At 71.7% G+C, this 20000-nt stretch carries 15 protein-coding genes; all 15 read right to left on the minus strand.

Annotation, left to right across the window (positions count from 1 at the left end):
• Positions 1-60: 60 nt before the first annotated feature.
• Positions 61-1584 (minus strand): FG-GAP-like repeat-containing protein, encoded by a 1524-nt coding sequence (locus SLINC_RS15695; protein WP_067432588.1) that lies wholly within the window; start codon positions 1582-1584, stop codon positions 61-63.
• A gap of 132 nt (positions 1585-1716) precedes the next feature.
• Complete coding sequence (gene obgE, locus SLINC_RS15700; RefSeq protein WP_067432591.1) at positions 1717-3156, minus strand: GTPase ObgE; 1440 nt, start codon at positions 3154-3156, stop codon at positions 1717-1719.
• A gap of 104 nt (positions 3157-3260) precedes the next feature.
• Positions 3261-3515 (minus strand): 50S ribosomal protein L27, encoded by a 255-nt coding sequence (gene rpmA, locus SLINC_RS15705; RefSeq protein WP_010041940.1) that lies wholly within the window; start codon positions 3513-3515, stop codon positions 3261-3263.
• A 14-nt stretch (positions 3516-3529) separates the two neighbouring features.
• On the minus strand, positions 3530-3850 hold the full coding sequence (gene rplU / locus SLINC_RS15710) for a 50S ribosomal protein L21 (protein ID WP_030601628.1): 321 nt from the start codon (positions 3848-3850) through the stop codon (positions 3530-3532).
• A 168-nt stretch (positions 3851-4018) separates the two neighbouring features.
• A complete protein-coding gene (gene rfbC, locus SLINC_RS15715) occupies positions 4019-4624 on the minus strand; it encodes a dTDP-4-dehydrorhamnose 3,5-epimerase (RefSeq protein ID WP_067432594.1) in 606 nt (201 codons plus the stop codon).
• A 10-nt stretch (positions 4625-4634) separates the two neighbouring features.
• Positions 4635-6635: a glycosyltransferase family 2 protein gene (locus SLINC_RS15720; protein WP_067432597.1), complete on the minus strand. Its 2001-nt coding sequence runs from the start codon at positions 6633-6635 to the stop codon at positions 4635-4637.
• Complete coding sequence (gene rfbD, locus SLINC_RS15725) at positions 6632-7555, minus strand: dTDP-4-dehydrorhamnose reductase (RefSeq protein WP_067432600.1); 924 nt, start codon at positions 7553-7555, stop codon at positions 6632-6634. Before rfbD ends, SLINC_RS15720 begins: the two co-directional genes overlap by 4 nt.
• A gap of 134 nt (positions 7556-7689) precedes the next feature.
• Positions 7690-8688, minus strand: a complete 999-nt coding sequence (gene rfbB / locus SLINC_RS15730) for a dTDP-glucose 4,6-dehydratase (RefSeq protein ID WP_067432602.1) — start codon at positions 8686-8688, stop codon at positions 7690-7692.
• A complete protein-coding gene (locus tag SLINC_RS15735) occupies positions 8685-9752 on the minus strand; it encodes a glucose-1-phosphate thymidylyltransferase (RefSeq protein WP_067432605.1) in 1068 nt (355 codons plus the stop codon). The genes rfbB and SLINC_RS15735 overlap by 4 nt, the downstream gene beginning before the upstream one ends.
• Before the next feature lie 258 nt (positions 9753-10010).
• A complete protein-coding gene (locus tag SLINC_RS15740; protein ID WP_067432607.1) occupies positions 10011-14171 on the minus strand; it encodes an Rne/Rng family ribonuclease in 4161 nt (1386 codons plus the stop codon).
• A 260-nt stretch (positions 14172-14431) separates the two neighbouring features.
• Entirely contained in the window at positions 14432-15196 is a 765-nt protein-coding gene (locus SLINC_RS15745; RefSeq protein ID WP_067432610.1) for a TIGR03936 family radical SAM-associated protein, read from the minus strand.
• Between the two features lie 48 nt (positions 15197-15244).
• Positions 15245-16372, minus strand: a complete 1128-nt coding sequence (locus tag SLINC_RS15750) for a phage tail tape measure protein (RefSeq protein ID WP_079164550.1) — start codon at positions 16370-16372, stop codon at positions 15245-15247.
• Between the two features lie 15 nt (positions 16373-16387).
• Positions 16388-16915, minus strand: coding sequence for a GNAT family N-acetyltransferase (locus tag SLINC_RS15755; protein ID WP_067432613.1), 528 nt, complete (start codon positions 16913-16915; stop codon positions 16388-16390).
• 220 nt (positions 16916-17135) lie between these two features.
• On the minus strand, positions 17136-18290 hold the full coding sequence (locus SLINC_RS15760; protein WP_067432617.1) for a M20 family metallopeptidase: 1155 nt from the start codon (positions 18288-18290) through the stop codon (positions 17136-17138).
• Positions 18291-18323: 33 nt separating this feature from the next.
• The gene (locus SLINC_RS15765; protein ID WP_107406615.1) at positions 18324-19907 is read right to left on the minus strand and encodes an AbgT family transporter; all 1584 of its coding nucleotides are present in this window, start codon (positions 19905-19907) and stop codon (positions 18324-18326) included.
• Between the last annotated feature and the right edge of the window lie 93 nt (positions 19908-20000).

Consider the following 20000-nt stretch of genomic DNA (forward strand, 5'->3'; position numbering starts at 1 on the left):
CAACAAAAGACCCGTTGCGGCACAAGAACTCATTCTTGCCGCAACGGGCCTGACAGATGATCAGCCGGCGAAATTCGATCCGAGTCGTGCCGCCGTACCGTTCACCTTGAAGGCGGAGCTGCCCCAGGAGGTGGTGCCCTTCTCCCCCACGAGAGTGGCCGGAATCGGCGTGCCGCCGGGCGCCACGACGTACTCCGCCCGGGACCGGAAGGCCCACACGTACCCGGCGTTCGCGTTCTCCCCCGGCGCGCCGACGGACACGTCCGACAGACCGTCACGGTTCGCGTCGCCGGTGAACAGGGCCGCGCCGAAGGCGTCGCCCTTCTCGGCGGCACCCGGCACACCGTTGTCGTTCTGCGTGTACACCTGGTGGTAGGGACCGGTGCCGGTCAGCCCGCCGGCCCTGCCCTTCAGTACGACGACGGCGCCCGCGTCGGGCCAGGCGTCCCGGTCGGTCGGGGTGCCGAGATCCTCGCCGGGCACGCCGGTGACCACGTCCGGGTATCCGTCGCCGTCGACGTCGGCGAGGTGGATGTCGCTGCCGAAGCGGTCGCCCTTCTCGGGCTCGCCGGGCACCCCCGGGCTGGACTGGTTGAGGAACTGCGCCTTCACCCCGTCGGGCCCCTCGGCGGTGCCCGGGATCCAGGCGACCCGCCCGCCCTTGGCGAGATAGGTGTCGAGGTCACTGTCGTGGCCGTCGACGGTACGGCCCACCACGATGTCGTCGTACCCGTCCCGGTTCACGTCCCCGACGTCGAGGTTCTCGCCGCCCTGGAGTCCGGCGCCGTCGACGTCGTAGACGAGGGTGTACGGCGTGAGTCCGTTCCGCGTGCCGTACCAGTAGACGATCCGGCGGGAGTCGAACTCATCCTGGTCGTTCTCCGCGGCGACGACGTCGGTGATGCCGTCGCCGTTGATGTCACCGGCCGCCAGGTCGAGGACGGCGCTGGAGTACTTGTCCACCACCAGCTGCTCACCCTTGGCGGAACCGTTCCTGCCGAAGGGGCCCTTGAGGACACGCAGGTCGTGGTCGTTCTGGACGGTCACCACGTCACTCGCCCCGTCGCCGTGCACGTCGGCGGCCGTGAGCCGGCCCTGGGTGCCGAGGCGGTCGTGGGCGCGCCTGCCGGCGGCCAGGGAGGAGGCGCCGGACAGGCCCTTGGCGCTGCCCCAGACGACCTCGACGTAGCCGGAGTCGGTGCCGAAGGACGTGTCCTCGCCGCCGACGCCGACGACCAGGTCGGTGTACCCGTCCCGGTCGAGGTCGGCCGTGGTGAGCGCGCTGCCGAACCGGTCGCCCTTCTCGGCGGTACCGGGGACGCCCGCGCTGTTCTGCGTGAACAGCTTCCGGCTGCCGCCGATCCAGCCGGACTTGCCGCCGTACTGCACGGCGACGTATCCGGCCTGCGTCCTTCCGCCCACGGTCGCCATGGGCGCCGCGACGGCGAGGTCGGCGTATCCGTCGCCGTTGAAGTCGTCCTGGGCCTTGGTGGTGGCCGGGGCCGCCTGAGCCGCCTGGGCCGTCGGCAGGGCGAGGCCGGTGGCGGTGAGGAGGGCGAGTGCGACGACGAGGGTACGTCTCATGGGATCGACTCCGGGAAAGTAAGGGGCAGTTGACCAGAGAAGGTCGACTGCCCCTCCCTGCTGCCCCGTACGACTCACCGCATGGACAGAGGGTTGTCCTGCCGTGTCCCCGGAGTCCTTCCGGAGTTCACCCTAGAACGGCTCGAAATCGTCGAACTCCTGGGACGCCTCGTCGCGTTCGGCCTGCTTGTCCCGGCGGCGCTGGGCCGCGGGGCGGGGCTCCTCGAAACGGTGGTCCTCGCCGCGGCGGCCGAGCATCTCGGCGCCGGCCATGACCGTCGGCTCCCAGTCGAAGACGACGGCGTTGTCCTCGGGGCCGATGGCGACGCCGTCGCCCGAGCGGGCGCCCGCCTTCATCAGCTCGTCCTCCACACCGAGGCGGTTGAGGCGGTCGGCGAGATAGCCGACGGCCTCGTCGTTGCTGAAGTCGGTCTGCCGCACCCAGCGCTCCGGCTTCTCGCCGCGCACCCGGAACAGCCCGTCCTCCTCGCGCGTCACGGTGAAACCGGCGTCGTCCACGGCCTTGGGCCGGATGACGATCCGGGTCGCCTCCTCCTTGGGCTTGGCGGCCCGCGCCTTGGCGACCACGTCGGCCAGCGCGAACGACAGTTCCTTCAGCCCCATGTGCGCCACCGCGGACACCTCGAAGACGCGGTAGCCGCGCGCCTCCAGATCCGGCCGCACCATCTCGGCGAGGTCCTTGCCGTCCGGGACGTCGATCTTGTTCAGGACGATCATGCGGGGCCGCTTGTCGAGTCCGGCACCGTACTGCCGCAGCTCCTCCTCGATGACGTCGAGGTCGGAGACCGGGTCGCGCTCGGACTCCAGCGTGGCCGTGTCCAGCACGTGCACCAGGACGCTGCACCGCTCGACGTGGCGCAGGAACTCCAGGCCCAGGCCCTTGCCCTGACTGGCGCCCGGGATGAGGCCCGGCACGTCGGCGATCGTGTAGACGGTCGAGCCGGCCGTGACCACGCCCAGGTTCGGGACGAGGGTGGTGAACGGGTAGTCGGCGATCTTCGGCTTGGCGGCACTCAGCACCGAGATCAGCGAGGACTTGCCCGCGCTCGGGTAGCCCACCAGCGCCACGTCGGCGACGGTCTTCAGCTCCAGGACGATGTCCTGGAGGCCACCGGGCACACCGAGCAGCGCGAAGCCGGGGGCCTTGCGCCGGGCGGAGGCCAGCGCCGCGTTGCCGAGCCCGCCGCGGCCGCCCTGGGCGGCGACGTACGAGGTGCCGTGACCGACCAGGTCGGCGAGCACGTTGCCCGCCTTGTCGAGGACGACGGTGCCGTCCGGCACGGGCAGGACGAGGTCCTGGCCGTCCTTGCCGGAGCGGTTGCCGCCCTCGCCGGGCTTGCCGTTGGTGGCCTTGCGGTGCGGGGAGTGGTGGTAGTCGAGGAGCGTGGTGACGGACTGGTCGACGGTGAGGATGACGTCACCGCCACGACCGCCGTTGCCGCCGTCCGGGCCGCCCAGCGGCTTGAACTTCTCCCGGTGGACGGAGGCACAGCCGTGGCCTCCGTTACCCGCGGCGACATGCAGCTCGACGCGGTCCACGAAGGTGGTCATGGGATGTGCCTCCAGTTACTTACGGGAATGTCTTTGTACTAACACGCGAAAGGCGGACCCGCTTCCCGTGAGGGAAGTGAGGTCCGCCTCGCGAAAGCTTCCGATCAGGCGACCGGAACGATGTTCACGACCTTGCGGCCACGGTGGGTGCCGAACTGCACCGAACCGGCCTGCAGGGCGAACAGCGTGTCGTCGCCGCCACGGCCGACGCCCGCACCCGGGTGGAAGTGGGTGCCGCGCTGGCGGACCAGGATCTCGCCCGCGTTGACGACCTGACCGCCGAAGCGCTTCACGCCGAGGCGCTGAGCGTTGGAGTCACGACCGTTGCGGGTGGACGATGCGCCCTTCTTGTGTGCCATCTCTCCTCAGTCCCTTACTTCGCAGCCGCGGGGATCTCAGTGACCTTGATCGCCGTGTACTGCTGGCGGTGGCCCTGACGACGGCGGTAGCCGGTCTTGTTCTTGTAGCGAAGGATGTCGATCTTGACGCCCTTGTGGTGGTCCACGACCTCGGCCTGGACCTTGATGCCGGCCAGCACCCACGGGTCGCTGGTAACAGCTTCGCCGTCGACAACGAGCAGGGTCGAGAGCTCGACCGTGTCGCCAACCTTGGCAGTGGAAATCTTGTCAACCTCAACGATGTCGCCGACAGCAACCTTGTGCTGGCGACCACCGCTGCGCACGATGGCGTACACGCGGATCTCACTCTCTCGCTCGGGGACGGCACCCCCGCAGTCCAGCCGCCCGGCAGAGCGAACGGCCTCTCCCGGCCGGAAAGCCCGGGAGGAAAAGGTTTACGGGGATGTGGCGTGTCACCTGTGGACACGCCGACGGTCAAGGTTACGGGGGCGGCTCAGGTCCGGTCAAACCGAGCCCGGGCGGCCGAGGCTCTCCCGGTAGGCCACGCACGCCTCGTAGGTGGGCAGCAGGCCCCGCGCCTCGGCCTCGGCCAGGGTGGGCGCCTGCTCGTCCTTGGCGGAGAGCAGCGGGGCGATGTCCGCCGGCCACTCGATGCCGAGGGCGGGGTCGAGCGGGTGGACGCCGTGCTCGCGCTCGGGCGCGTACCCCTCGGAGCACAGGTAGACCACCGTGGCGTCGTCGGTGAGCGCCATGAAGCCGTGGCCGAGGCCCTCGGAGAGATAGACCGCGTGGTGGTCCTGATCGTCCAGGCGGACGATCTCCCACTGGCCGTAGGTGGGCGAGCCGGTCCGGATGTCCACGATCACGTCGAGGACCGCGCCGCGCACGCACTTGACGTACTTGGCCTGGCTGGGCGGCACGTCCGCGAAGTGGATGCCGCGCAGGGTGCCCCGGCTGGAGACGGACATGTTGGCCTGGGCCAGGCTCAGCCGGTGGCCCGCCGCCTCGGCGAACACCGGGGCCTTGAACCACTCGTGGAAGCTGCCGCGGCCGTCGGGGAAGACCTTCGGCTCGTGCACCCAGGCGCCGGAGATGGAAAGAGGTCGCATCACAGAGTCCTCAGCTCTTCTTCTGGTTCGTCAGGGCCCGCTTGAGGCGCCCGGCGGCCCGGCGCCACAGGGGACGCGACTGGGCGGGCCGCTTCGGCGCGGCCGCCTTCTTCGCGCCGGGCTTGGCCGGCGGGGTGTGCCGGTCGATCACCCGGGCGGTTCCGTCGGCGGCCACGACCACGTCGACCGGGAGCCGGGTCCACTGTGCCTCACCCCGGGCCGCGGACGGCACACCGATGCGCACCGCCCAGCGCTTGCCGGTGAGCTGCTCCAGCGGCAGCCTCGCGGTCGCGGTGCGGCCGTCCAGCACGGCGTCGGCGGGGAACTTGCCCACGTTCTTGCGCTCGAAGCGGAGCTGGACCGGGTCGCCGGAGTCCGCCGCGAGGTGCAGCGGCAGCGGGAGCCGGACCGTGGAGCCCTCGACCACGGCCTGAGCCGGGTCCATCAGGGCCACCGCCTCGCGCTCCAGCTTGCCGGTGTGCTGGTCGACGTCGAGGGAGAGGTTGCCCGGTCCGTCGGTCCAGTACGGCAGGACCAGCCGCCGCGGCTCACCGGTGAGCGCGGCCAGGCGCTGGGCCTCCACGTCCTCGCCGCGCACCGCGCCGAGCCGGGTCTCCTTGCTCCAGCCGCAGGACTTGATGCGCAGGTGGAGGTCCCAGATGCCCTTGCCGAGCGGCTTGCCCGCGGCCGCGGTCTCCGGGTCGAGCACGGCACTTGCGGTGATCCGCAGCCGGAAGGAGCCGTCCTCCGCCTCCACGCGGTGCAGTTCGGAGTCGACCGGGAGGTAGTACTGCGTGGCGTCCTCGCGGTGCCGGGCCACCAGGTCCACGTCGCTCTTGCCGACGGGCGCGTCCAGGGTGATCTTCTGGTCGGCCAGCGCCTTCAGCGCCTGCTCGGACAGCGGCAGGTCGAGCAGGTCGCGCTCGCCCTCCCGGCGGAAGGTCATCGGCTCGCCGTCGACCTGGTACTCGGAGGTGAAGCCGACGGTCAGGGCGCCCTTGTCCCAGGCCAGGGAGTCCAGGCTGCCGGTGGGCTTGATCCCGGCCTCCCAGCGGGCGAGGGCGCGGATGTCCTCGTAGTGGCCGGCGGCGATCAGCCCGGCCACCACGCGCTGGGTGGGGGCGACCTTGGCGAACACGCCCGGCCCGAAGCGCTCGGTGACCACACCGCGGATCTCGCGGTACAGCTCCTCGGCGTAGTCCTCGGGGAGCTTCAGGAGCCGGTTGCCTCGCAGCCGCTCCACCATCTCGTTGCGCAGCCAGCGGCTGTAGAGCTTGTCCCGCACGGCGCCGGGCTCGGTGAGCTCCTCGACCACGTCGAGGGCCTCGCGCAGGTTCGTGAAGTAGCCGACCGGGTCGAAGCGCTGGAAGCCGGCGTTGGAGCCGTCGTCCCGGGTGATGTGGTAGTAGCACAGGTAGTCGCCGAGGACGGAGACGTTCTTCGCCCGCAGGTAGGTCTCCACGACGAAGACGTGGTCCTCCAGCCGGCGGCGCCCCTCCTTGAAGCGGATGTCGTGCTCGTTGAGGAACTCCCGCCGGAACATCTTGTGCGGGGTGAGGCTGTCGATCAGCGGCGCGTTCGCGACCGTGGCCTTGGGCCGGTTGACCCGGAACAGCTCCTGCGGGACCGGCCGGCCGATACCGGCCATCTTGCCCACGACGACGTCGGCCTCGTTGGCCTTGCCGTACTCGTACATCCGCTCCAGGGCCTCGTCGCCGAGCCAGTCGTCGTGGTCGACGAACATCACGTACTCGCCCCGGGCGGCCGCGATGCCGGTGTTGCGGGGCTTGCCCGACCAGCCGGAGCCCTCCTCGTGGATGACGTGGAAGTGCGGGTGCTCGGCCGCCAGTTGGTCCAGGCGGGCCGGGGTCTCGTCGGTGGAGCCGTCGTTGACGAAGAAGACCTCGAACTCGTCGGGGGTGAGGCTCTGCCGCAGCAGACCCGTGATGCAGTCCTCGACGTACTTGCCGGGGTTGTAGACCGCGATGACGACGCTGACCTTGACTGTCACGCCGTGTTCTCCTTCGTCTGGACCCGGTGGATCTCCGGGAAGGCCTCGGTGAGGGCCGCGCGCCAGTCGCGCAGCGGCTCGATGCCTGCCTCGGCGAACCGGTCGTGACCGAGGACGCTGTAGGCGGGGCGGGGGGCGGGGCGGGTGAACGCCGCGCTCGTGGTGGGGCGGACCCGGTCCGGGTCCGTGCCGAGGAGCGAGAAGATCTCCCGGGTGAAGCCGTACCAGGTGGTCTCGCCGGAGCTGGTGCCGTGGTAGATCCCGGCCGGGGCGGTGCCGGCCAGGGCACCGCGGCCCAGGGCGAGCAGCAGTCCGGCCAGGTCGGCGCTCCAGGTGGGCTGGCCGCGCTGGTCGTCCACGACGTCCAGGGTGTCCTTGACACCCTCCAGCTTGATCATCGTACGGACGAAGTTGGGGCCGCCCGCGCCGTACAGCCAGGCGGTGCGGACCACGTACCCGCGCTCCGGGAGCGTCTTCAGGACGGCCTGCTCGCCGGCCAGCTTGGTGCGGCCGTAGGCGCTGCGCGGGGCGGTGGGGGCGTCCTCGGCGTACGGCGTGGTGGCGTCGCCGGCGAACACGTAGTCGGTGGAGACCTGGAGCAGGACGGCGCCGGTGCGGGCACAGGCGGCGGCGAGGTGGGCCGGACCGTCGCCGTTGATGGCGAGCGCCTCGTCCTCGCGGGTCTCGGCGTCGTCGACAGCGGTCCAGGCCGCGCAGTTGACGACCACGGCGGGCCGGTGCCGCTCCAGCGCCGCCTGGACGGCCGCGGGGTCGGTGAGGTCCAGTGCCGCGCGGTCCAGCGCGACGGCCTGCTCGCCCTCGGCGGCCAGTACGGCCAGCACGTCCTGGCCGAGCATGCCGCCCGCCCCGGTGACCAGCCAGCCGGTCGGGGCGCTTGCCTGTTCCTGGATCGGGTTCATGCCTTCTTCGTGTCCTTCGTGCCGGATGGCGCGGGTGTGGGGGATGTCGCGGGCCACGACCGGTCGCCCGGGGGCACGCGGAGAACGACCAAACGGGCCCGGGACGAACCCGGGCCCGAGACGTCGGGGGTGCGTCAGCCGAGGGCCGCGCGCTCCTTCAGCGGTTCCCACCATGCACGGTTGTCGCGGTACCACTGGACCGTTTCCGCCAGACCCTGCTCGAAGCTCTTGCGGGGCTCGTAGCCGAGTTCCTCGCGGATCTTCGTGCAGTCCACCGAGTAGCGGCGGTCGTGGCCCTTGCGGTCGGTGACGTACTCGACGCTGGTCTCCCAGTCGGCGCCGCACGCCGTCAGCAGCAGCCCGGTGAGCTCCTTGTTGGACAGCTCGGTGCCGCCGCCGATGTTGTAGACCTCGCCGGCGCGGCCCTTGGTGCGGACCAGCTCGATACCCTGGACGTGGTCGTCGATGTGCAGCCAGTCGCGGACGTTGCCGCCGTCGCCGTACAGCGGGACCTTCTTGCCGTCGAGGAGGTTGGTCACGAAGAGCGGGATGACCTTCTCGGGGAAGTGGTGGTGCCCGTAGTTGTTGGAGCAGCGGGTGACGCGCACGTCCAGGCCGTGGGTGCGGTGGTACGACAGCGCGATCAGGTCGCTGGAGGCCTTCGCCGAGGAGTACGGCGAGTTGGGCTCCAGCGGGTGGGTCTCGGGCCAGGAGCCCTCGTCGATCGATCCGTAGACCTCGTCGGTGGAGATGTGCACGAAGGTCTTGATGCCCGCCCGGTGCGCGGCGTCGATCAGCGTGTGCGTGCCGACCACGTTGGTGCGGACGAACTCCGCGCCGCCGTCGATGGAACGGTCGACGTGGGACTCGGCGGCGAAGTGCACGACCTGGTCGTGCTCGGCCATCAGCTTGCCGACCAGCTCCGGGTCGCAGATGTCGCCCTGCACGAAGGCGAATCCCGGGTGCTCGCGCACCTCGTCGAGGTTGGCCGGGTTGCCCGCGTACGTCAGCTTGTCCAGGACGGTGATCGCGACATCACCGGGACCTTCGGGGCCGAGCACCGTGCGGACGTAGTGCGAGCCGATGAAACCGGCACCGCCGGTCACCAGAATCCGAGTGGCGGGGGTTGTCATGAAGATATCTGCACCTTGCTGTGATCACCGAGCACGAGCCGGTGGGCCTTGGGGTTACGGGGGGCGGGCGTGACTTCGACATCGCGTCCGATGAGCGAGGCCTCCACCCGGCGCACACCGGTCACGGACGAGCCGCGCAGCACGATCGAGTACTCGATTTCGCTGTCCTCGATCCGGCAGTCCTCCGAGACGGACGTGAACGGACCGATGTACGCGTCGTTGACCACCGTCCCGGCACCGATGATGGCAGGACCGACGATACGGCTGCCACTGACACGGGCGCCCGCCTCGATCCGCACCCGGCCGATGATCTCGCTGCCCTCGTCGACCGTGCCCTCGGTCACCGGCTCCACGGTCTCCAGGACCGACCGGTTGACCTCCAGCATGTCGGTGACGTTGCCGGTGTCCTTCCAGTAGCCGGAGATGGTGGTGGAGCGGACGTCACGCTTGTCGTCGATCAGCCACTGGATGGCGTGCGTGATCTCCAGCTCGCCGCGCCAGGAGGGCTCGATGGAGCGGACGGCCTCGTGGATGGCCGAGGTGAACAGGTAGACGCCGACCAGCGCGAGGTCGCTCTTGGGCTGCTTCGGCTTCTCCTCCAGGCCCACCACCCGGCCCGAGCCGTCGAGTTCGGCGACACCGAAGGAGGTGGGGTTGGGGACCCTGGTCAGCAGGATCTGGGCCTCGGGCCGCTCCGCGCGGAACTCCTCCACCAGGCCGGTGATGCCACCGACGATGAAGTTGTCGCCGAGGTACATGACGAAGTCGTCGTCACCGAGGAAGTCCTGCGCTATGAGGACGGCGTGGGCGAGGCCCAGCGGTGCTTCCTGCGGGATGTAGGTGACCTTGATCCCGAACTGGGAGCCGTCGCCGACCGCCTCGCGGATCTCGTCGGCGGTGTCGCCGACGACGATGCCGACCTCGCTGATCCCGGCGTCCGCGATCGCTTCCAGTCCGTAGAAGAGCACGGGCTTGTTGGCGACCGGCACCAACTGCTTGGCCGAGGTGTGGGTGATCGGGCGGAGGCGGGTACCCGCTCCCCCGGAGAGCACGAGTGCCTTCACCTGATGTGCCCCAATACTGTCCTATAGGGGGATGTAACCCCGCTGTATGAATTTGCCGACTATCTCGGCTCACATCATAGCCGCGACCGCGGAACGTCGATTCACGGATCGTTCGCACATTCGACACCCGTAAGACGGTCTCCAGGCCACAGGGGTTGTAAGCGAAACGCAAAGAATCATGATCCGCAAAAGAAAACGTGATCCGCCCCCCGGCCGTCGGGCCGGGGGGCGGATCACGTTCTGTCACGGCGTGGGGCGTCAGGCCTCGTCCGCCGTGGTCGAGACGGACGGGGCCGACTGCTGCTCGGCCGCCGCCGTCTTCTTCGCGGCCGCCTTCTTGGCGGTCGTCTTCTTCGCGACGGTCTTCTTCGCGGCCGTCTTCTTGGCCGCCGCCGTCTTCTTGGTGGCGGCCTTCTTCGCCGTGGCCTTCTTGGCCGTCTTGCGGGCCGTCTTCTTGGCCGGAGCCGCGTCCTCGGCGGCCGGGGCCTCGTCGGCGGTGGCCGCGGGGACGACCACGACGGCCGCCTCCTCGGACGCGGTGGGCGCGGTGGCCTTGCGGACGGCGCGGCGCCTCGGGCGGGCCGGGGCGGCGCTCTCGGCGGGCGCCTCGGCCGGGGCCTCCGGCTGCACCGCCGGAGCCGGCTCGGGCTGCGGTTCGGCGGCCGGCGCGGTCTCGGCGACCGTCACGACGGCCGCCTCGGCACCCGCCGGGGAACCGGCCGGCGCGGACACCTTGCGGGTGGCCCGACGGCGCGTACGGCCCTTGGGGGCAGCCTCCTCGGCGGCCGGGGCCTCGACCACCGGGTCCTCGGCGGCGACGGGCTCGGCCTGGGCGACCGCGGCAGGCTCCGGCTGCACCGGACGGGTGACCTCGTCCTCGGCCGTCACGTCCTGAGCCGTACCGGCCTCGGCCTTCGGCTCCTCGCGCCTGGCGGCGCGCTTGTCCGCACGCCGCTCGTCGCGCTTGTCGTCACGGCGGTCCTCGCGCTTGTCATCACGCTTGTCGTCGCGCCGGTCCTCCCGGTTCGGAGCCCCGGCCGGGGCGGACGCCCGACGGCTCGCCCGGCGCCGGGTACGGCCACGACCGGCCGCGGCCTCCGCCTCGGCGACGCTGCTGTACAGCTCCTCGTCGGGCACGAACTCGGGCTCGGCGAGCGCCACGGGCTCGGCGACCTCGGCGGCCACCTCCTCCGCGGTCTCCGCGGTCTCCTCGGGGGGCCCGACGCTCTCCACGGCCGTCTCGTGCTCGTGGAGGTGGCCGTCGCCGCCGCGTCCGCGCTTGCGGCGCTTGCCGCCGCCTCCGGCGGAGGACGGCTGCTCCATGTGGACGATGACACCGCGGCCGTTGCAGTGGACGCAGGTCTCGGAGAAGGACTCCAGCAGGCCCTGGCCGACCCGCTTACGGGTCATCTGGACCAGGCCCAGCGAGGTCACCTCGGCGACCTGGTGCTTCGTACGGTCCCGGCCCAGGCACTCCAGCAGGCGCCGCAGCACCAGGTCCCGGTTGGATTCCAGGACCATGTCGATGAAGTCGATGACGATGATGCCGCCGAGGTCGCGCAGCCGGAGCTGACGCACGATCTCCTCGGCCGCCTCCAGGTTGTTCCTGGTGACCGTCTCCTCCAGGTTGCCGCCCTGGCCGGTGAACTTGCCGGTGTTGACGTCGACGACGACCATCGCCTCGGTCCGGTCGATCACCAGCGAACCGCCGCTGGGCAGCCAGACCTTGCGGTCCAGCGCCTTGGCGAGCTGCTCGTCGATCCGGTAGGTGGCGAAGACGTCGACCTCGGAGGTCCACTTCGACAGCCGGCCGGCCAGGTCGGGGGCGACGTGCGAGACGTATCCGTAGATCGTCTCCCAGGCGTCCTCGCCGCTGACGACGACCTTGGTGAAGTCCTCGTTGAAGATGTCGCGCACGACCCGGACGGTCATGTCCGGCTCGCCGTACAGCAGCGTCGGCGCGTTCGAGCTGCCGCCGTTCTTCGACTTCTTCTGGATGTCCTCCCACTGCCCCTGGAGCCGTTCGACGTCACGGCGCAGCTCGTCCTCGCTCGCGCCCTCGGCGGCGGTGCGCACGATGACGCCCGCGTCCTCGGGGACGATCTTCTTGAGGATGGTCTTCAGCCGGGCCCGCTCGGTGTCGGGCAGCTTGCGGCTGATGCCGGTCATCGAGCCCTCGGGGACGTACACGAGGTAGCGGCCCGGGAGGGAGACCTGGCTGGTGAGCCGGGCGCCCTTGTGCCCGATCGGGTCCTTGGTGACCTGGACGAGCACCGACTGGCCCGACTTCAGGGCGGACTCGATGCGCCGCGGCCCGTTGGCCATGCCCAGCGCCTCGAAGTTGACCTCACCGGCGTAGAGCACGGCGTTGCGGCCCTTGCCGATGTCGATGAAGGCGGCCTCCATCGACGGCAGCACGTTCTGGACCTTGCCCAGGTAGACGTTGCCGACGTACGAGGTGGACTGCTCCTTGTTGACGTAGTGCTCGACGAGCACGCCGTCCTCCAGGACGCCGATCTGCGTACGGTCGCCGTACTGGCGGACGACCATCACGCGCTCGACGGCCTCGCGCCGGGCCAGGAACTCGGCCTCGGTGATGATCGGCACGCGGCGCCGGCCCTGCTCGCGGCCTTCGCGGCGGCGCTGCTTCTTGGCCTCCAGACGGGTCGAGCCCTTGATGGACTGCACCTCGTCGGACGGCTCGGCACTCCTCTCCCGAGGGGGCCGGGGCTCGCGGACCTTGACGACCGTGCGCTCGGGGTCGCCGTCACCGGGCTCGGTGTCGACGGACGAGTCACCGGCACGTCGGCGTCGACGCCGGCGACGACGGCTGCTGCTGGACCCGGACCCGCCGGACTCCTCGCGCTCGTCCTCGTCCTCGCCGTCCTCGGCCGTGTCCTGGACGTCCTGGGCGGTCTGCGCGGCGAACTCGTCGCCGTCGGCGTCCTGGCCCTCGCCCGACTCGGCGTCGGCGGAGTCGCCCCGACGGCGGCGACGGCCGCCCCGGCGGCGACGGCGGCGCGAGCCGGTCTCCTCGGCCTCGTCGTCGGCCGCGTCCTCGGACTCGTCGGATTCCTCGGCGTCCTCGGGCTCCTCCTCGACGACGGTCTCGGCGGCGGGCCGGGCCTCGGGCTCCTGCCCGCCCCGGCGACGACGCCGACGGCGCGAGGCGCCCTGCTCCTCGGGGAACTCCTCGGGCTCCGCGACCGCTTCCGGCTCCTCGGACTCCTCGGGCTCGGTCACGGCGGCGGCCTCGGCGGCCGCCCGCTCCGGCGTCTGGAACTGCGGCTCGGTGAAGACGGGGGCCTGGAACACGGCCACGGCCGGACGTGCCGGCCGACGCGGGGCGTCGTCGTCCCCGGCGTCCTCTCCGCCGGCCGGCCGCGCGGGTGCGGCGAAACCGGTGGCGGCCTTGCGCACGGCCCGGCGGCGCCGCCGCGGACCGGCGTCCTCGGCGGGAGCATCGGCGGCAGGCGCCTCCGCAGCGGGGACCTCGGCGGCAGCGGCCGCCGGGGCTTCGGTCTCGGGGGTGCCGGTCACCACGGCCTCCTCGGCCGACTCTGATTCGGCACCGGTACCGGCACCGCTCACCGCGGGCGTCTCCACGGGCGCGGCGACCCGACGGGTGGCGCGCCGACGCGTACGACGCGGAGCGGCGTCCTCGGCCTCGGCGACCTCGGCGGTCTCCGCCGGTACGTCCACCGGCTCGCCCGCGCTCTCGGCGGTCCGGGCGGCCTGCGCGGTCTCGATCGTCTCGTCGGCGGCGGCCTGCGGCGCGCCCGTGGGCGCGGAGACCCTACGGGTGGCCCGGCGGCGCGTGCGGCCGGCGGGAGCGGGCTCCTCGGCCGCGGCGGAAGCGGCGGGCTCGTCGGCCTTCTCGGTCGGCTCCGTCACCACGGTCTCGGCCGCACCGGTGGGCGCGGACACGCGCCGCGTGGCACGCCTACGCGTACGGGGCGGAGTGGCGTCCTCGGTGGTCTCGGGGACCGCGGCGGGCTCGGCCTGCTCGGCGGCGGCCGTCACCGGCACGACCGTCTCGGCGGCCTCGACCGTCGCGGGCGCCCCGGTGGGCGCGGACGCGCGGCGCGTGGCCCGACGACGGGTGCGGCCGGCGGGAGCGGCCTCGACGGGCTCCGCGGTCTTCTCGGCGTCGGCGGCACTCTCGATGCCCTCGGCGCTCTGGTCCTGGTCCTTGGTCTCGTCGACGGTCTCGTCGGCGGCCTCTTCGGTCACGAGATCCTCGGCGTCGGCGGCCGGTACGGCCGGCGCGACGGTCTCCGCGGGTGCCTCGGCGGCGCCGACCGGCGGACCCGCCGGCCGGGAAGCGGCACGGCGCCGACGACGCGGCGGCAGGGTGTCGCTGGGAGTGTTCGGTTCGGAGCCCAATGAGGACTCAGTGGGTTCGGTCGGTTCGAGCATGCGGGCTTTTCTCCCGTCAGGCTCCCGGGCGCCGCGCCTGGTCCGGCGAGAATGCCGGTGACGTCCGCGGCTCGCGCTGTGCGCGGTGCCGCCGTCCGGGGCGCGGGCGCCGCACGGGAGCTCTCTGTGTCCTGTCTCGCCGGTTCCGTACGCCGATTGCGTACGGCCTGGCGAAAGTCTTCTGGTCGGTGCGCTGCCCGACCCAGGTGGCTCCCGAGTACGAGGGCGGCGCTACGACGTCCGTCCCTTCGGAACCTTCCTTACGCCGGCGCCGTCGCGGCGGCAGCGGGGGCGGCCTTCGAGAGGGCCGTCGCTGCCTCGCGGTCGGGCGCGAGCGGGTCGGTCACCGTGCCGGTCTCTTCATCGAACAGCCCCTGCGCCAGCCTGGTCACCGCAGCGGGGACCGGCGGCGCCAGGTCGGCCACGGCGCGAAGACCGGACAGGACGTCGTCGGGTCGTACGGCAGGCGTCACGTGCCGAACAACCAGCCGCAGTATCGCACAGGGGTGGTTGTTCGGCCTATCGGCCTGGGAACTGTGCGTTTCGAGCTGGACGACCGCCGATCGGGCGTCGAAGGTCCGTACGCCGTTCTTGGTCGTGCGCTGGACCTCGACGGCCTCGGCGGTGGTGAACAGCGCCACCGCCCGCTCGGCCTCAGCCTGGTCGACGCCGTCCAGCCTGAGCTCCCACACGGAAGCCGTCAGCCGGTCGGCGAGCCCGGAGGTCCGGGCCTCGACCGCCTCGATGATGTCGAGGCCGGTGGGCATCGACTCGTCGAGCAGGACCCGCAGCTGCTCCGGGTCCCGTGCCTGGGTGAGCGCGATCTCCAGGTACTCCGCCTCACTGCCCGTGCCGGTGGGTGCGGCATTGGCGTACGACACCTTCGGATGCGGCGTGAACCCCGCCGAGTAGGCCATCGGCACCTCGGCACGGCGCAGCGCACGCTCGAAGGCGCGCTGGAAGTCACGGTGGCTGGTGAACCGGAGGCGGCCGCGCTTGGTGTAGCGCAGTCGGATGCGCTGCACCGCGGGTGCGGGCGGCGGGCCTTCGGGCTGTCGCTTGCCCAGTGTCGTTCAGTCCTTCGTGAGAGCGGTCGTACTGCTACCAAGAGTACGTGTCTCGTGGCCGATCGGTTCCCGGTGGGCCACCGGTTCCGGCCGCCGCGGCTCGCCGAAGAGCATCCGCCGGACGTCGGACCGGGCCTGCCGTACGGAGTCGCGGGCCGTGGTGAGGGCCTGCCGGGTGGCCCGTCCCACCGCGCGTGCGGCCTCGGTGGCGGGGCGGAGCACGGTGTCCCGGATCACGTGCCCGACGGGGGTGAGGACGGTCCGGTACACCCAGCGCACCGGTTCCACGAAGATCCACCGGAAGAGGGTCGCGAGGAACCGCCCGACGGCCAGCGAGATGTACCCGGCGACCCGCCAGGCGTGCCCGAGGGCGTCCCGGATCTCCCGCCCCACGACGGCGAGGGCGCGTCCGACGGGGGTGAGGACCCAGCGCCACACGGCGAGCGCGGGCAGGACGAACAGGATCCGGGCGGTCCAGTACAGGGCCGTTCCGATACCGGTGACGATCGCGCTCACGATCAGTACGAGGCCCCTGGCACACCAGGCGATCGCGTGCCCGACGGGCGTGAGGACCCACGCGTACACCCACAGGGCGGGGACGACGAACAGGTAGCGCACCAGCCAGGCCACCGCGGTGTACAGCCCGACCCCGACGGGGGTCAGCAGCCGCGTGTACAGCCAGACCAGCCCGGCGCCGACGCCCCGGGCGGCCCAAGCGATGCCGTGGCCGATGGGTGTCAGGACCCAGCGGTAGAGCCATACGAGGGGGACGACGACCAGGACGTTCCCGAGCCATCCGAGCGCCCGGCCGACGGGGACGACGACGTACCGCCACAGGGCCACCCAGGGCCACACGAACAGCGCCCGTCCGATCATCAGCAGGGTCCACGCCAGCGCGCGCCCCACCGGCCGCAGCACGGTGTCCCGCAGGAACCGGCCCGTGACGACCAGCGCGTCCCACACCATCCGCACCGGGACGACCAGCACGAGGACGACGATCCGCACGGGAATGCGGATCGCGACGGTGAGACACCCCTCGGGGTTCTGCCTCGGGGGCTGCTCGGGGTTCTGCCGTGCGGGTTGTTCGGGGGTCTGCCGTGCGGGCTGTTCGGCGGGCCGCTTCTCCAGGTCCATGTCCGCGTAGACGCCTCAGTCGCCCGTGCGGATCCAATACCGCAGCTTTCCGCCCCGCTCGTCCTCGAATTCCCCACCGTTCGCCTCGATCACCTTGCGGGAGCCGGTGTTGGTGGTGTCGCAGGTCACCAGTACGCGGTCGATGCCGAGGTCGCGGCAGACGGGCAGGGCGTGGCGGAGCATGGCCGTGGCGTGGCCGCGCAGCCGTGCGCCGGGGCGGACGCCGTAGCCGATGTGGCCGCCGCGCTCCAGGAGGAAGGGGGTGAGGCGGTGCCGGATCGCGAGTCTGCCGAGGTAGGTGTCGTCCTCGACGTACCAGAGGGTCGTCATGGGCACCCAGTCCAAACGGCGCGGCCGTGCCACCTCGGCGCGCACCATCTCGACGTAGGCCGCGAACTCCGCCGGGTCCGGCCACCTCTCGCCGTACCGCTCGATCTCCTGGGCGATCAGGCTGTCCGGGTCCGTGCCCGTGGCGGCGAACTCCCGCATCGCGTCGAGGAAGGAGCGGTGGAGGCGGACGTCGGGCGGGGTCAGGTGGGGCATCTCCTCATGATGGCGAGTCGTCGGGTCGCGGGACCACGGGTTTGTCCGGCACGGGTGGGAACCTCGGCGGGTCGGGCGGTGTACCAGAAGTGACACGCGGCTCGCGGACGGGCCGCACGGGACGGTGTGGTGGGAGGTTCGGATGATGCGTGGGCTTCGACATGAGCGCGGTGACGGCCGAGGGCGTGGACCCGCCCGGCACGGCCCGTCCGGCCTCCGCTCACCCGGCGCTCGCCGTCAGCAGGCCCGCGATCAGGGCCGTGCGATCGGGCAGGTGCTCCAGGACGACGTGTTCGTGCCGGGCGTGGGCGCCGTCCCCGACCGCGCCGAGGCCGTCGAGGACCGGGCGGCCGAGGGCGGCGACGAAGTTGCCGTCGCTGGCGCCGCCGACGGAGGTCTCCCGGGCGGTCCAGCCGAGTTCGGCGGCGATCGCCTGGGCCTGCTTGAACAGCAGCTGGGAGGCGGGGTTGGGCACCATCGGCGGGCGGGCCCAGCCGCCGGTGAGCGTGACGGAGACCCGGGGGTCGGAGGGCCGCAGCGCGGCGAAGGCGGCGTCGACGCGGGCCGTCTCGGCGGGCACCGCGATCCGTACGTCGATGCCGCAGCGGGCCCGTCCCGCCACGACGTTGCGTCCCGTACCACCGCTGATCACCCCGACGTTGACCGTGGTGCCCAGCTCGGGGTCGCCCAGCCCGGCCATCCGCGTGACGAGTTCGGCCAGGGCGTGCACGGCGCTCGCGCCCCGCTCCGGTTCGAGCCCCGCGTGCGCCTCCACGCCCTCCACCGTCAGCTCGAAGATGCCGCCGCCCTTGCGGCGCGTCTTCAGCGCCCCCTCGGGACCGGCCGACGCCTCACACACCAAGGTGGCCGCCACGCCCTCGCTCAGCCGCTCGACGTGCGGCTGGGAGGCCGGGCTGCCGATCTCCTCGTCGCCGTTGAGGAACAGGCGTACGGCGGGGCGCGGCAGGTCCAGTTCGCGCAGCAGCCGCAGCGCCCACACGGCCTGCATCAGACCGCACTTCATGTCGAACACGCCCGGCCCGCTGGCCCGGCCGTCCTCGGTGATCCGGAACGGCCACTCGGCGAGGGTGCCGGCGGGCCACACCGTGTCGTAGTGGCACAGGACCAGGACGGTCTCGGGCGAGGTGCCCTCGTAGAGCAGTTCCAGCATGTCGCCGTGCGGGCCGCCGTCGTGGTGCCGGCGCTCGTCCGGCGGGCCGAGGCGGCGGCGCGTCCACTCCTCGATCTCGGCGAGCCCGGCGGTGAGCAACTCCTTGTCGTCACTGGGCGTTTCCAGTTCGACCAGGGCGCGCAGGTCGTCGGTCATCTCGGGCAGGGCGGTGCGGGCCAGGGACTGGATGCGGTGCAGGGACACGGCGGCTCTCCTCGTGGGTGTGGGGGGCGGTGGTCAGCGGACGGGCGCCCCGGGGCCCAGCGGGATGCCCAGCGCCCACCAGGCGTAGAACAGCAGCGTCCAGGCGACCAGCATGGTCAGGCACAGCGGCAGGGTCAGGGACAGCAGGGTGCCGATGCCGGCCGAGCGGCGGTAGCGCTGGATGACGCCCAGGGTCATGACGAAGTAGGCGCTCATCGGGGTCATCGCGTTGGTGCAGGAGTCGGCGATCCGGTAGACGGCCTGCGTCACCTCGGGCGAGATGTCGAGCAGCATGAACATCGGCACGAACACCGGCCCCACCAGGGCCCATTGGGCGGAGCCGCTGGTGACCAGCAGGTTGATGCAGGTGCACACCAGCAGGACGCCGAGGAAGGCCACCGGTCCCGTGATGCCCGCCGACTTCAGCAGGTCGGCGCCCCGGATCGCCATGACCTCGCCGACGCCGGTCCACTTGAAGTACGCCAGGAACTGGGAGATGGCGAAGAACAGCACCAGGATCGGCGCCATCTCGCGCAGCCCCTTCGCCATGTGGTCGGGGATGTCCCGGCCGGTGCGCACGGTGCCGACGGCATACCCGTACACCGCGCCGACGATCAGGAAGGCCACCGCCAGGACGACCGCGATGCCGGTGAGCACGGGCGACTCCACGATGCTGCCGCCCTCGCCCCGCAGCGGCGAGGAGGACGGGATCATCACGGCGACGATCAGCGCGGCGTAGACGAGGAACGCGAGACCCGCGCGGCGCAGTCCGCGCCGCTCCTCCTCGCGCAGGGTCAGCAGGTCCGTCGTCGTGCCCTCTCCTTCCCCCTCGCCCAGGGTCGTCCGGTCCGCCGCGTCCTCGGGCTCGTCCTCCTCGGGCATCTGGGCCACCCGCCGGGCGATGACCTTCTCGGTGACCACGGTGACGACGGCGGCCAGCACCACCGACGACCCCAGGGAGAAGAAGTAGTTGGACAGCGGGGTGACCACATACCCGGGGTCGATGGTCTGGGCGGCGGCGGTGGTGAGCCCGGAGAGCACCGCGTCCGTGGGCGTGACCAGCGGACTGGCGTCGTACCCGGCGGACACCGACACGAACGCGACCACGGCGCCCAGCATCGGGCTGCGCCCCACGGCCCGGAACGCCATCGCGCCGAGCGGCACCAGGACGACGTAGGCGGCGTCGGAGGCGGCGTGCGCGACCATCGCGGTGAAGGCCAGCGTGAAGGTGAGCCAGCGGGCCGGGACGCGGGCGACGGCGGCCCGCAGCATGGCGGGCAGCAGCCCGGACCGGTCGGCGACGGCCACGCCCAGCATGACCACGAGGATCGTGCCGAGCGGCGGGAACGTGGCGTAGTTGGTGACCGCGTCGCTGATCATCATCCGCAGTCCCTCGCCGGAGACGAGGCTGTGGACGGTCACGGTCTTGTCGGTGGCGGGGTTCAGCGCGGAGGCCCCGGCGGCGGACAACGCCCAGCTGGCGAGGGCCAGGACGACGCTGAGCACGCCGAACAGCCAGAAGGGGTGCGGGAGTCTGTTGCCGAGGCGCTCGATGCGGCCGAGCACGGCGAGCAGTCCGGAGAGCGGTTTCGCGGGGCGGGGCGTGGTGGCGGTCACCTCACCTATTGACGACCAACAGACAGAATCATGCAAGTAAAATGCAGATCACGCTTGTATCGTTCTCGTGAACGCACTGACTGATGGATTCGT

The organism is Streptomyces lincolnensis, from assembly GCF_001685355.1.
Classification (GTDB): domain Bacteria; phylum Actinomycetota; class Actinomycetes; order Streptomycetales; family Streptomycetaceae; genus Streptomyces; species Streptomyces lincolnensis.

Bases quoted from the DNA above. Each gene is read 5' to 3' on its own strand.
- obgE (WP_067432591.1), bottom strand. From the start codon at position 3,156: ATGACCACCTTCGTGGACCGCGTCGAGCTGCATGTCGCCGCGGGTAAC.
- SLINC_RS15755 (WP_067432613.1), bottom strand. From the start codon at position 16,915: ATGCCCCACCTGACCCCGCCCGACGTCCGCCTCCACCGCTCCTTCCTC.
- rfbB (WP_067432602.1), bottom strand. From the start codon at position 8,688: ATGACAACCCCCGCCACTCGGATTCTGGTGACCGGCGGTGCCGGTTTC.
- SLINC_RS15740 (WP_067432607.1), bottom strand. From the start codon at position 14,171: ATGCTCGAACCGACCGAACCCACTGAGTCCTCATTGGGCTCCGAACCG.
- rfbC (WP_067432594.1), bottom strand. From the start codon at position 4,624: ATGCGACCTCTTTCCATCTCCGGCGCCTGGGTGCACGAGCCGAAGGTC.
- SLINC_RS15750 (WP_079164550.1), bottom strand. From the start codon at position 16,372: ATGGACCTGGAGAAGCGGCCCGCCGAACAGCCCGCACGGCAGACCCCC.
- rpmA (WP_010041940.1), bottom strand. From the start codon at position 3,515: ATGGCACACAAGAAGGGCGCATCGTCCACCCGCAACGGTCGTGACTCC.
- SLINC_RS15695 (WP_067432588.1), bottom strand. From the start codon at position 1,584: ATGAGACGTACCCTCGTCGTCGCACTCGCCCTCCTCACCGCCACCGGC.
- rfbD (WP_067432600.1), bottom strand. From the start codon at position 7,555: ATGAACCCGATCCAGGAACAGGCAAGCGCCCCGACCGGCTGGCTGGTC.